Genomic DNA, 13102 nt, shown 5'->3' with positions numbered 1-13102 from the left:
GTGGTGGAGACGTGCTCCTGGGGAGACGTCCTCGGCGTCGCGCCGGCGGACGGGACCGACGCGCCGGACGGTACGGAACCGGCATGGTCCCCCGACGGTTCCGGGGTCACCTGGTCGGACGCGGAGCGGGCGGTGTGGGCCCGGCTGTACGACGACCCGCTCTACGAGATCCGGACAGCGGTCCTGGGGGTACCCGGTGACGCGTCCGCCACCTTGCCGAGGGCGCTGAATCTGCTGAGGAGCCGCGTACGGGATCTGGCGGACGCCCCCGATGTCGGCGAATTGATTCCGGACGGCGAGCTGAGGGAGCAATTCCGTGAAGCCGTCGCGGAATTGCTGAGCGTCCAGGAGCTTGTCGCGGCCCTTCCCTTTCTCGCCGCAAGGACGTCGCACGACCTGGTCGCGCGGTCCGTCACCTCCGCCTACCGGGATTCATTCGCAGTGCATCGGGCTTCAGCCCGGTGGTGAAGCGAATCTGATGGTCGCGACGCGGAGCGGCGCCGCATCTGGTCCGGTGGAGCCGGACACGGCGGTTCACCGTCTGCGGCGCGGAGCGTCGTGATCGCTTCTCCTGGCGGAGCCGGGCTGTGCTCACACCGGCCGGTTCTGCTGTTCGATGTGCTGCCCGACCACGGTGAGGAGGTGCCGCTGATTTCCTCCATCCGCCTCAAGCGGGCACCAGCGAACACCTTGTGCCGGAACCCGGTCACGAAGACCAAATGCACATGCGTGACGAGAACACAGTGCCGACCAGTTCTGATCTTCTGCATCTCACCCGCAACTCAGGTACGTAGGGTGACGGTCATGCAGCTTCGGTACGGCTTCCGCCTGTACCCGGACACCGGCCAGCAGACCGCGTTGGCGAAGGCGTTCGGGTGCGCCCGCGTCGTGTTCAACGACGCGGTCCGCGCCCGCGAGGACGCCCGCACGGCAGGCGGGAGGTTCCCGAAGATCGGCGAGCTGTCCACGCGCCTGATCACCCAGGCCAAGCGGACAGCGGACCGGTCCTGGCTGGGCGAGGTCTCCGCGGTCGTCCTGCAGCAGTCCCTGCGGGACGCCGAGACCGCCTACCGCAACTTCTTCGCCTCCCTCAAGGGCACCCGCAAGGGCCCGAAGCTGGGCCCGCCCCGCTTCAAGTCCCGCAGGGATGCCCGGCAGTCGATCCGGTTCACCGCCAACGCCCGCTGGAAGATCACTGATGGCGGCCGCCTGCACCTGCCGAAGATCGGCGCGGTGAAGGTGAAGTGGTCCCGCACGCTGCCCGCCACCCCCACTTCCGTCACCGTCATCAAGGACGCGGCCGGCCGGTACTTCGCCTCCTTCGTCATCGACACCGACCCCGCCGTCGACGCTGCCCGGATGCCCGACACCGACCGCACCATCGGCATCGATCTCGGCCTGACCCACTTCGCCGTCCTGTCCGACGGCACGAAGATCGACTCCCCGAGGTTCCTGCGCCGCGCGGAGAAGAAGCTGAAGAAGGCCCAGCGGGAGCTGTCCCGCAAGCAGAAGGGAAGCAAGAACCGGGCCAAGGCCCGCCTCAAGGTCGCCCGCGCCCACGCCGAGGTCGCCGACGCGCGCCGCGAGTTCCATCACCGGCTCTCCACGAAGCTGATCTCCGAGAACCAAGGGATCGCGGTGGAGGACCTGTCGGTGGCGGGACTGGCCCGCACGAGGCTGGCCAAATCCGTGCACGATGCCGGATGGTCGTCGTTCATCAGCATGCTGGAGTACAAAGCGGAACGGTACGGGCGGACCCTGGTGAAGATCGGCCGGTTCGAGCCGACCTCCCAGACCTGCTCCACCTGCGGTGTCAAGGACGGACCCAAACCCCTGAATGTCCGGGAGTGGACCTGTACCGCCTGCGGCACCGTCCACGACCGGGACACCAACGCCGCGATCAACGTGAAGACGGCCGCCGGACTGGCGGCATCGGCCTGCGGAGCGCCGGTAAGACCAGAACCCGTTCTGGCACGGCGCGAAGAAACAGGAAGCCACGGATTCCCGACCGAACCCCGTGCCGCGTAGCGGCACGGCAACGATCGAGAAGGCCGGAATCCCCGGGCTTCAGCCCGAGGAGCAAGTCAAACGAAGGCGTCGTCACCACGGCGGCGTGTCGTGGACGAGGGGATCCCGCCCGAGCGCCTCTCCCCGACCGCCCGCACCCACCTGGCCCGGCTGCGGCTGCTGCAGCGGGAACTGGGCACCGACGGCATGCTGCGCGCCCTCGCCCTGCGCACCACCCCCGCCCCGTTCCCCGGCGACGACGGGCCACGAGACCGGCCGGGCCACCGGGCCGACACACACGGAGAGGTCTGACCGGTGCCCTCGATGGAGACACTGAGGCGTGAGGACCCCAGGCAGATGGGCAGGTTCAGGCTGCTGTCCCGGATCGGCGCGGGCGGATTCGGCGAGGTGTTCCTGGGCCGGGAGGAACCGGGAGGGCGGGAGCGGTTCGCCGCGGTCAAACTCATCCGCACCGACATCGCCGAGTCCGAGCGGCTCAGACCCCGTTTCCACAGCGAGATCGAGGCCGTCGACCGGGCCGGGGGAGAGGGCATCCCAGAACTCCTGGGTGCCGACCCGGACGCCCGCCGCCCCTGGCTGGCCACGCGGTACATCCCGGGCCCCTCACTGCAACAGCTGGTCGACGGCTCCGGCCCGCTGCCCGAGGACACGGTGCTCGTACTCGGCCGCCTTCTGGCGGGCACCCTGGCCGGCCTGCACGGTTCCCGGCTCTACCACCGGGACCTGAAACCGAGCAATGTGCTCGTCACCGCGACCCGTCCCTGGATCATCGACTTCAGCCTCGTACGGCTCGCCGCCAAACCCGGCGTGACCGTCACCGCGGACGCCATGGGCAGCTTCCAGTACGCCGCCCCCGAGCAGGCGAGCGGCCTCGGCCGCGCGCAGGGGCCCGCCGACGTCTTCGCCTTCGCCGCGACCCTGCTGTTCGCCGCCACGGGACATCCCCCCTACAACGGGCACAACCAGTTCGACATCCGGCTGCGGGCCCTGACGGAGCCACCGGACATCACCGGCCTGGAGGCCGGCCCGCTGCGTGAGATCGTCACCGCGTGCCTCCGGTTCACCGACACCGAGCGTCCGACGATGGACGACGTGCGCGCCGCGCTGGTCCGCGCGACGGACGCGGACCGTATCCCCTACCCGCCTGCGGCGCTGAGTGTGTTCAGGCGTCACCTGGACGCGCTGCGCTCCCTCATCGGGCCGTGCGCCGACCGCCTGGCACGGGAGGAGGCGGGAGAACGGGAGAGCGGGCGGGCACCGGACGGGACGAGGGAGCGGGTACGGTCGCGCCCCGGGAGCAGGGCGGACCACGGCCTCGCCCCGACAGCGCCCGCGCCCCCGACAGTGCCCGAGCCCGCGGCGGCACCCGCCACCGTCCCGGTACCCGCACCCGCTGCCGGTGAGCGATGGGTGTGGCACTGCCACGACTGGTTGCGCGTTCCTCCCTGGCTGATGGGGGACATGGTGCTGATCGCCACGGCCGGCGGGGTTCTCTACGGCGTAGAGCACCGGCGCGGGCGGCCCCTGTGGCGCCTGGACCTCGGCGCACCGGTGCGAGGAGGACTGGTTCCGGCACGGGACGCGGTGGTCCTGGGCGCCGCCGACGGAGCGGTGCACCATGTCCGGCTGGCCGAGGCCGGCCCCGCGCACGCACGGCACCGGTACACCGCGGCGGTCCACGCGGTCGGCTGGTCCGGGGCCCTCGGCGACGACCCGGACCGGCTCTTCGTGGCCGAGGGGACCCGCGTGCACGCCCTCGACCTCCGTTCCGGGGACCGCGGTTGGGCCGTCGAGAACGCCGGGGCGGTGACGGGACGGCCGGTGGTGGCCGTCGGCAGGGCGGTTTACTGCACCGACCGCGGCCAGGTGGTGTGCCGCCGGATGGACGACGGGAGCCGGCTGTGGAGTGTGCACCTGCGTGCCGCCGGCCCGGCCGGCGTGACGGCGCTCGACGAGGTCCTCGTCGTACCGGGGGCGGACGGGAGGGTGTACGCGCTCCACCGGGTGACGGGAGAGCACCTGTGGACCGCGCCGGTCGGCGGCACCGTGCACCTGGCCGCCGTCGGATGCGGCGGGGCTGTCGTGGTCGTGACCACGGAAGGGTCGGTGACCGCTCTGGACGCCGGGGACGGCCGCCCGCTGTGGACGACGTCGGTGTTCGGCGGGGCGGCCCCGTGTGCCCTGGACGTCCTCGTGGACGGTTCGGCCGTGTGCGTCGCCGACCAGGGCGGGATCCGGCTGCTCGGAACCCATGACGGCCGTCCGCTGGGGCGCTGGGAACTGCCCTACGTCTCAGGACTGCGTCCGGTCGGGGACGGTCTGATCGCGGTCGGCCTCGACGGCGCGGTGCGCAGGCTGTCCCTGGCCGGCGGGAGGTATCGGGCCGTGAACTGAACTCCGTCATACCCGTACACCATGTGATGTACATGCATATCAGGAACGAGAATGAGAGATTTTGTCTTTTCCTCTGACAGAGGGGTGAGAGTCCCACTACGATCGCTGACGCGTTCTCAGCTCACAGCCCGTGACCGGGGGTTCTGTGGTCCGGGGCGGTGGCGGGGACTGCGGTCCGAGGGGGGAACCGTGAACAGCGACAGGTGGCCGGAGTCCGGACCGGCAGCCGTGAGCGGCGACCCCGCCCCGGCCCGTGGACGCCGCGCGTGACGAGCGTCCGCCGCGACGGACCCGAGCACATCCGGCCACGGCCCCCGGACCTCGGGCACGGCGACGCCACGCAACCCGGCCACTGCCCCGTCTGCTGGTCGGGCGATGCCGGGCGGCGATGTACGGCCTGTGGCTGGGAGCGGACGACGGCGGCCGTCGGGCCGACGGAGCGGGACGCGGAGATCGCCGCCTGCTGGTCCTGGGACATGGCCGCGGCCGTCCTCGCGACCCGGCACCTGACGGCGAGCGGCCGGGCCCACGGTGTGCCGCCCGGTGGCACCGTCGACACCCGCCTGCGCCCCCTGATCCGCCGCGCCCCCGCGACGGTGCCCGGAGGCAGTCCGCGCTCCCCCCGCCCGCTCGGCTCCCTCGACCCCTTCGGCCCGGGTGAGCGGAAGGACGCCGACCCGGGCAGCCCCACCGGCGCTCTGTCCGTGCTCACCGCGCTCGCGGCCGGCGAGTACGACGCGGTCTGTGTCCTCGGGATCTCCGCCTCCGGGCTGGCCCTGCGGGAGCTGGGCCGCTGCCCGCAGGGGACCGGATGGACGCACGACCCCCCGGGCGGTGACGTACGGTGGCCGGACGCCGTGCCCTGGCTGCCCGCGTCGACGACGGAACGCGCCTTCCTGCTGGCCGGCGGCATCGGCGCCGCGCCCCCCTACGGGACCCACGAGGTGCCGCGGGCCACCGATGAGGCGTGGGAGCCCGCCGTCCACCGTGCGCTGGCGACGACGCTGGCCCCCCTGCACGCCGCGCGTGCCCAGGGCCGCGCGGTGCCGCTGATCCTCGTCGGCCAGGCCCACGGCTGGCGCTGGCCGGGCTATGCGGCACAGGCGCTGACGACCAGGGCGCCGGCGGCGGCCCGGATGCTGCTGGACGCCTCCGACACGCGCACCCTGGACGACATCGTGGCGAACGTCTGCCGGCGGGTTCCGCTGCGGCACGGCTACGCCCTGCTCACCCGTCCCGCCCGCGGCGGCCCGCCGGCCCGGCGGACGGCCGCCGAGGCCCGCATCCTCTTCCCGGGCGGTACGACCCTGCCCAGGGAAGGCGAACTGTTCGCCTCCGTCGAGCTGTTGGCGGACACGGACAGGGATGCGGCTACGGGTGCGGACACGGAAGCGGATCCGCGCATCGGTGCGGACACCGGCACCGGTGTCCCCGTCGGCCGGAAGGGGCAGGGCGTCTTCGCCCTGCCGCTGGTGGCGGCCAGGGAAGGAGTCCGGACCGAGGACTGGCCGGTGCTGCGCGCCGCACGCACGAGGGTGCGGCCGGGAGGCCGGACCACCGTCACGGTGGCCCTCGACAGCAACGGGCAACTCCGTTTCACAGAGCCGGAGTTGTTCATCGAGGACCACAACGGGCAGACGCCGTCGCGCTCCGCCGGGGCAGCGGGGCCCGCAGCCGCCGCGGCCGATGTGTTGCTGTTGCTCGAACTCGGCGGCACCGAGGACGAGTTCGAGCACCGCGTCCGCTTCCTGCGGTCGGTGCTCCGGCAACTCGGGAACGCCTTCCCCCCGGACTCCGAGCCCGGCCGCCACGACGCGAGAGGCGCAGCGGGGGCGGGCGGTCCGGAGGGCCGGGGCGAGCCGAAGGGCCTGCGGGTCGGACTCGTCGGGTACGAGGACCACAAGGTCCTTCCCGTGCGCGCGGAACGCGGCGGGGAGTCCGTCCTCAGCCTCTGGGGTCCCGGCTCCGCCGAGGCAGCGGCCGAGGCGGTCCGCCACTTCCCCGTGCGGCCCGTACGCCACGACTACGGTGCGCCGCTCGAGGACGCCCTGCACGAGGCCGCCCACTGGCGGCACTGGCGCGACGGGGCCCGGCACCTACTGCTCGTGCTGGCCCGCAGGCCGCCCCACCCCGCCCGTCAGCAGGCCGACCTCAGCCTGCCCTGCCCCGGCCGGCACGACTACGAGAAAGCCCTGGACCGGCTGCGTACGGTGACCTGCCCCGACCTGACCGTCATCGGCGTACGCGACACGGCGGGCGTGGACACCTCCGCAAGCTGGCGGCCCAGGACCCGTGAGCGGCTCCGGCAGATCTGGCGCGCCCTCGGCCGCGACCACCTGTTCACCCTCGGGACACACACACCCGACGACGTCGCCTCGTGCGTCAACGGTGCCCTGGGCCACCCCGCCGAAGCCCTCGGGTTGCTGACCGACCCGGCCACCGGACCGGCGGTCCGCGGACCCGCCCACCGCCACGGCGCGCGACTCGGTTCGCCGGCGGTACCACTCAGCCAGAAGGACAGTGAGCACGATGACTGAACAAGATCCGGACGAGACCCGGTTCCCACCGTCCCTGTCGTCGGCGGGCCGCTTCCGGGAAGCCGGGTCGGCGCCGATGGAACACCTCTGGCGATCCGAGATCCGTGCCGCACCGGTCGAGCAGGACGAGCGCGCGGAGAAACCCGATCAGCACGGGGAGATCGAGGAGGCCGAGAACGAGCCGGCCCACGCCGCACCCGTCGAGTTCGCCCCCGCCCCGCAGACCAGGGAGGTGTCGACCCGGATCGGCGTCTGGGGCTCCCCGGCCTCGGGCAAGACCACGTTCCTGGGCGCCCTCCGGCTCGCCGCGCTCGACCCGGCCGGGCCGTTCGGCCGCTGGCAGGTGGTGCCGTCCGACGACGTGTCGGAGAGGTTTCTGGTGGAGACGGCGCGGAAGCTGGCGATCGACAAGGTCTTCCCCCCGGCCACCCAGGCCGTGCGCCCGTACGCCTGGCGCTTTCGCGGCGACCTGAGCGGTACCGCCTTCGGCAGGCGCCGCCTGTGGCGCAGGCGGCCCGCGAACCGGCTGGAGTTCGAGCTGAGCGTGCTCGACGTGCCCGGCGGCGCCTACGAGGATCTCAGGAGCGACGGCATCGCCGCCCGGAGCATAGATCACCTGGCCAGGGCACAGGGGCTCGTCTATCTCTTCGACCCGCTGCGCGAGGCGCAGGACAGCGACTCGTTCGCCTACCTCAACGGCACCCTGACCCGGATCACCCGGCTCTGCATGCAGGAGAACCGGCTGGACGGACCCTATCTTCCGCACCATCTCGCCGTGTGCCTCACCAAGTTCGACGATCCGGAGGTCTTCGACCGGGCCCGGCGCGGAGGCTGGACCGACCTCGGCCCGAACGGCGTGCCCGTGGTGTCCGACCCCGCCGGTTTCTTCGACTGGCTCGCCGACGACCTGCACGGCAGCACCATGCGACTGGTGGGGCAGGCCCTGCGCGCCAACTTCCATCCCGCGCGCCTCCACTTCTTCACCACCTCGGCGATCGGGTTCGGCACCATGCCCGGCGGATCCATCGACCTGCGCCGCTTCGGGAACGTCAATGTCGTCGACGGGGGGTACCGCATCGTGGGCCCGCTCCGCCCGTACAACGTCATGGACCCGCTGGTGGCCCTGCTGCTCGGCATGCGGAACGGGGGCCGGCCGTGAACGACGCGTTCACCGTGAAGGCCTGGTGGGCCTGGTACAGCAAACAGGCCGGTTCGCTGGACGAGTACGACGTGCTGCGCTGCACCGGGGGAGCACGGCGCCGCGCCACGTTCTCCGACTACATCACCGACGCCAGTCTCGGCAACCCGCCCTCCGCGGCGGCCACGCGCGACCGGCTGCCCTGGGCCTCCGTGGTGGGCCTGTCCTTCACCGACCAGCAGTGGACGGGCGTCTCCGTGATGGAGTCCTCCCCCCTGCGCGACGGCGCGAACCGGGACATCACGCCGACGCGCTACGTGCTGCTCGAATCCGCCGAACTGGTGCGCCGACGGACGGAGTACGTCACTCTGTGGGATGCCGTGGCCTCCCTGCGTCTGCCGCCGGAGCACGACGAGACCATCCCGTTGGAGGTGCCCGCCCCGGCCGACAACGGCCTGCTGGAGGGCCTGGAGACCATCGCCGACCATGTGCCCGGCACCGCCGGCGACAGCGATCGGCGGCGGGCCGCGGCCGTGCACTGGGCCGCGGCCGTGGCCGCGCTCCTGCTGCAGGGCGGTCCCGTCGTCATCACCGGCGGCGGCTCCCTCGGCGCGCGGGCCCGGCTGGCCGTGTTCGACGCGATCGTCGGCTTCCTGCCGTACGGGGTGCGCAGCGGGCTGGCCGTGGGCAGCTGCGTCGACGGCGGTGACGAGCCGCACACCCACCTGGCCTTCGGACCGGCGCACACGCCGTCCGCCCGCTGCGTCGAACTGGGTGCCCTCCCGCAGGTTCCGGCCGGCGCCCCGGAGGAGTACCGGCGACGGCTCTCCCGCCTGGTCGAGGGCCTGGGATTCGACGCGGTCACCGTCGGTCTGCGCGAGTTCGACGCCTCCGTCGCACCGACCGACCCGGGGGCCGTCCTGGGCGTCCTCGACCGGCTCGACCCCTTCCGCGCCGCGGTGCACGCCGTGGAGGCCGGGGAGCAGTCCGTGCAGCTGGTGACCAGAGGACTGAACAGCCTGACGGACGGCGAGGAAACGGACTCCGAGGGCTTCCTACGGCTCGTCAGGTGCGGGATCGACTACGCCGTCGAACCCGGGGGCCGGGAGGTGCACGACGCGCTGAGCCGTCACTGGGTGCACGAGAAGACAGGACCGCGGGTCTCCGCGCTGATGGCGGAGGCCCTGCTGAACGTGGTGCTGAGCGGTGTTTCCGCCGCCGCGGACAGCACCTCGTGCCGCGCCAGGCTGGACGAGCTCTGGCGGCTGGTCGAACTGCGCCGCAAGGAGGCCGAGGTGCTGTGGCTGCTGCCCGGCAGCGGGGAACCGGCCGACGCCCAGCGCCTGCGGTACGCGGCCGACTGCCTGTGCCTGCTGGGCCCGGGCAGGGCGGCCGACGGCCGGGCCGACGCCGTGCGCGTGCTCCGGGACACGCGCCGGCTCACCCTCGCGGTGCTCCTGCGGGAATCGACCGACCCCATGCGGCTCGCGGGCTGGCTGGCCCTGCTCGAGCCCATCGCGCACGAGGCCCCCGCCTGGCTGCGGGCCTGGGCGGTGCTGGCGGTGGGCGAACGGAAGGAGGCGGCCCTCGTCGAACCGCGTCCCACTGCCGAGGACGCCCTCCACGTGCTCACCGCCACCGTCCGTTCGGGACAGCCCGACTGGACGGCCGAGGCCGTCCGGTGGCTGTGGCCGCAACTGTGTTCCGTCGCCGCCGGACGAGGGGAGAGCGGACCAACGGGCGACGACGGAGCCACCTCCAGGCTTTCCTTCCGGGGCCGGGGCGGATCTCGGAAACCCCCGGTCCAGACCCCGGCGCGCCCGGGCGACCCCGCGGGCCCGGGCCGGCCGGACGCGCGTGGCACCTTGCGGACCCTGCTCGCCACGGACATGGAGGTGTGGCAGCACTGCCGGGCGCGGGCCGACGTCCTGAACTGCCTGCTGGGTGCCCCGGCCGCCGGGCCGCCGTGGCGGGAGTCGGCGTGCCACGCCTACGCACAGAGCCTGCACGGCATCCTCCGGGGCGAGGAACTGGCGCCCTTCCTGGCACTGCTCGTGAGGGAGCTCGCCACGCCGGTACTCGGCGAACCCTGGGGCAAGGAGGGCGAGTCCACCGTGCTGACGGCCCTGCTGCGGGTGCCGGACGAGGCGGCCGCGGAGAAACTGCGCCGCCGCGTCGACGCCCGGAACGAGGCATGGCGGCGACGGCAGGCCGCCCTGGAGACGGACCGGGCCGTCCAGGCCCGGCGCCTCGCCGATCAGGAAGCCGCCCACAACGCCCGACTGCGGGCCGCCCGCCAGGCACAGGAGAACCAGGCCGTGCACCGGGCCGCCCGGGAACAGCACACCGGGACCGGGGCCGGCTCCGAGGCCGCCACCGGGACCGGCGCCGGTGGGGCGGCGGCCGCACCCCGCGAAGGCCGCGGGCGCCCGCCCGTCATCGGCACCGGCAACCGGACCGGCGACGCACCCGACCCACTGGACGTCCTCGCCGGGGCCGTCCGGCAACTCCGCTCCCCCCGGGACGTCGCGGTGGCGTGGGCGCCCCTCACCCTCGACCTGGCCTCCGGCGCGGGCCGCCGGGCACTCGAACTGACCGGCCGCTGGTGGGAGAGGGCCCCGGAGAAGGAACGTGACGCGCTCTTCGGCCACCTGGAACGCACGCTGCTCACCGATCACCAGTGCAGCGTCGACCTCACCGCGGACATCCTGCACGAGATCAGAAGCCTGATCATGGCCGGCCACGCCTCCGGCCACAGCGGCGGCGGATGGCTGGCCGGGCCGGTGTTCCGGGAGGCGAAGCGGGAGCTCAGGGACTGCCGCCACCGGGTGCGTGAGCTGCGGCGGATACGGCTGATGTCCGTCTTCAACCTGGCACCGAGAACGCCGCGCAAGCACAAGAAGTGGAACAGAGGGAGCAGCGACCGATGAACGACACCCTCACCCGGCCCGCCCGGCGCGCACTCGCCGCGGCACTGGCCACCTCCTTCCTCGCCCTGGGGCCCGCGCTGGGCCCGTCCGCCCCCGCGCGGGCCGCGGACGCCGGTGATCTGGAGCAGTTCCTGGACACGGTGGTGGGCACCCGCGGGGCCAGCTACGCGATCGCCGTCGACACCTCGCAGTCCATGGCGAACGGCGGCTCGTACGCGAAGGTCCGAGCGGTGCTCCCCACCTTCCTGAAGTCCCTGCACCCCGAGGACCTGGTCTGCCTGATCCCCTTCAGCGACGGTGCGCGCACCTGCGAGATGGTCTCCCGCGACGAGGCGCTCGCGGAACTCGACGAGGCGCTGCCCGCCACCCCCGACGGTTCCGCGTCGAACTTCGGGCGCGCCTTCGAACAGGCGCTGGACGGCCTGCAAAGAGCCGGCACCGACGTCGGCGGGGTACTGCTGCTGTCCGACGCGCAACTGCACGCACCCGACGACACCAGGTACCGGGACTTCTCCGCGAGCGGCTGGTCCGCCCTGCGCAAGCAGGCCTCGGGACTGCCCGCCGACCGCACCCTGACCGGCTACGGAATCGCCCTGGCCCCCGGCGCCGAGGTCGAGGACGTCCTGGCCAAGGTGTTCCCCGGCTACCGGATGCTGGACGAGTCGGGGTCCCGGACCCGGGCCGCGATGACGGCGGCTCAGGACGACACCCGCCTGCGGCAAGCCGCCCTCGCCGTGGCCGGGGACCAGGGCAAGGGAGTGTCCGTCTCGTGGCCGGACAGGCCGGAGAACGGGCCGGTGCCGGCCGGATCCGACCTCCGGGTACGGCTGACCGCCACCACCGACGCGCTGCCCGTGCACATCGGCGACCTGCGGATCGAAGGGCTCCCCGAGGGCGTCGAGCCGGTCGGTGAGCTGCCCCGCTCGGTCGACCTCAAGCCCGGGGAGTCCCGCGACATCGACCTCGCACTGAGCTCCGTCACCGCTCATCGCAAGGGGTGGGGGAGCGGCCCCCGGGCCGAGACCTGGCACCTGTCCGTCGACGGCCGGGTGAGCACGCCGGTGGCGCGGGCCGCCGAGCGGTTCGTCGACCGGCCGGCCCGGCTGGCCGCGTCCCCCACCGGGGGATCCCTGGCGGTGCGGAGGACGGCACAGGTCTCCGTCGACCCGGTGCGCTGGGCCGCCCTGCTGGGGGCCCTCCTGCTGGCCCTCGCCCTGGTGACCGTCCTGCTGTTGCGCCGGTACCGCCCGGTGCGGGGCCTGGTGTCCGCCGAAGGGGTCGACGCCCGGCACCAGGTGAAGATCCCCTTGCAGGGGCGCCGTGAGGTCACCGCGGACCTCTCACCGCTGCTGGAGAGCAACGGATCGGTGAGGATCAGGAGTGTCCCCGGACCGCTGCGCGAGCAACCGCCCATTCTCCTGCGCTGCCGTACCGCCGACCGGCCGGAACGCGAGATCGTCTGTTCCCCCGGCGGGACGGTGCTGTTGTGCGGCATCGAGTTCCACTACGTGCCCCCGCCCACGCAGCGCGGTTGAACGGAGCGCTTTCCCGGCGGCAGCCCTGGGCGAACTCCGCCGCCGGGCGGCCCACGCCGCTTCGCCGGGTGGTGTGGCACCACGGCTCATCCGGGTGATCCGCACACGGCTCAGCCCCGAGGCCGTCGGCTCCGCGACATGCGCGGCATCGGCGGCCTCGGGGCTGTTCGGTTCGCCCGCTCAGGAGCCGCCGTCGCGCTCCCAGTGGTAGAAGCACTGCGCCATGGCGTCCTTGGGACTGCGCCACGTCGCGGGGTCGTACGGGCTGACGTACGCCTCCAGCTGCTCACTGATGCCGCGGAACTCGGGATGCCCGGCCACCTTCGCGATGGCGGGTGCCGGGTCCTGCTCGGACTCGATGAGGTGCAGATACAGGTCGTCACCGAACTGGAAGAGCCTGCGGCGGTTCACTCCGATCAGGTGGGGGAGTTCGCCCCGGTCGGAGGCGGCGAACACGTCGGCGATCCGCGGCGCCGAACCGGGCGCCATACGGGCGACGATGAGTGCGTGGTGCATCGACGGTCCTTTCCGGGTGGGTCG

General features: G+C 73.1%; 9 protein-coding genes. 8 read left to right on the top strand and 1 reads right to left on the bottom strand.

Annotated elements, in window-relative coordinates:
- The 8 genes from AB0I73_RS01700 (at position 1) to AB0I73_RS01665 (ending at position 12562) form a co-directional block, all read left to right on the top strand.
- A complete protein-coding gene (locus tag AB0I73_RS01700) occupies positions 1–468 on the top strand; it encodes a hypothetical protein (RefSeq protein ID WP_363032683.1) in 468 nt (155 codons plus the stop codon).
- 336 nt (positions 469–804) lie between these two features.
- Positions 805–2028, top strand: coding sequence for an RNA-guided endonuclease TnpB family protein (locus tag AB0I73_RS01695; protein ID WP_363032681.1), 1224 nt, complete (start codon positions 805–807; stop codon positions 2026–2028).
- Between the two features lie 90 nt (positions 2029–2118).
- Positions 2119–2319, top strand: coding sequence for a hypothetical protein (locus tag AB0I73_RS01690; protein ID WP_363032679.1), 201 nt, complete (start codon positions 2119–2121; stop codon positions 2317–2319).
- 45 nt (positions 2320–2364) lie between these two features.
- Positions 2365–4422 carry a serine/threonine-protein kinase gene (locus AB0I73_RS01685; RefSeq protein ID WP_363032677.1) on the top strand — a complete coding sequence of 686 codons (2058 nt, stop codon included), beginning with the start codon at positions 2365–2367 and terminating at the stop codon, positions 4420–4422.
- Between the two features lie 266 nt (positions 4423–4688).
- Entirely contained in the window at positions 4689–6959 is a 2271-nt protein-coding gene (locus tag AB0I73_RS01680; protein WP_363032675.1) for a hypothetical protein, read from the top strand.
- Positions 6952–8118 (top strand): hypothetical protein, encoded by a 1167-nt coding sequence (locus tag AB0I73_RS01675; protein ID WP_363032673.1) that lies wholly within the window; start codon positions 6952–6954, stop codon positions 8116–8118. Before AB0I73_RS01680 ends, AB0I73_RS01675 begins: the two co-directional genes overlap by 8 nt.
- Positions 8115–11027: a hypothetical protein gene (locus AB0I73_RS01670; RefSeq protein WP_363032671.1), complete on the top strand. Its 2913-nt coding sequence runs from the start codon at positions 8115–8117 to the stop codon at positions 11025–11027. Before AB0I73_RS01675 ends, AB0I73_RS01670 begins: the two co-directional genes overlap by 4 nt.
- Positions 11024–12562 (top strand): VWA domain-containing protein, encoded by a 1539-nt coding sequence (locus AB0I73_RS01665; RefSeq protein ID WP_363032669.1) that lies wholly within the window; start codon positions 11024–11026, stop codon positions 12560–12562. Before AB0I73_RS01670 ends, AB0I73_RS01665 begins: the two co-directional genes overlap by 4 nt.
- 180 nt (positions 12563–12742) lie before the next feature.
- On the opposite strand, the gene AB0I73_RS01660 is transcribed toward AB0I73_RS01665, so the two are convergent.
- Positions 12743–13078, bottom strand: a complete 336-nt coding sequence (locus tag AB0I73_RS01660; protein WP_363032668.1) for a TcmI family type II polyketide cyclase — start codon at positions 13076–13078, stop codon at positions 12743–12745.
- Positions 13079–13102: the final 24 nt, after the last annotated feature.

This window comes from Streptomyces sp. NPDC050388 (assembly GCF_040655635.1).
GTDB lineage: Bacteria > Actinomycetota > Actinomycetes > Streptomycetales > Streptomycetaceae > Streptomyces.
Note: the sequence above shows the minus strand (reverse complement) of the source record. Positions and strands in the feature narration are given on the sequence as shown.

What these genes read in the sequence shown, in the direction of transcription:
- AB0I73_RS01695 (WP_363032681.1), top strand. Translation starts at nt 805, where the DNA reads ATGCAGCTTCGGTACGGCTTCCGCCTGTACCCGGACACCGGCCAGCAG.
- AB0I73_RS01685 (WP_363032677.1), top strand. Translation starts at nt 2,365, where the DNA reads ATGGGCAGGTTCAGGCTGCTGTCCCGGATCGGCGCGGGCGGATTCGGC.
- AB0I73_RS01675 (WP_363032673.1), top strand. Translation starts at nt 6,952, where the DNA reads ATGACTGAACAAGATCCGGACGAGACCCGGTTCCCACCGTCCCTGTCG.
- AB0I73_RS01665 (WP_363032669.1), top strand. Translation starts at nt 11,024, where the DNA reads ATGAACGACACCCTCACCCGGCCCGCCCGGCGCGCACTCGCCGCGGCA.
- AB0I73_RS01660 (WP_363032668.1), bottom strand. Translation starts at nt 13,078, where the DNA reads ATGCACCACGCACTCATCGTCGCCCGTATGGCGCCCGGTTCGGCGCCG.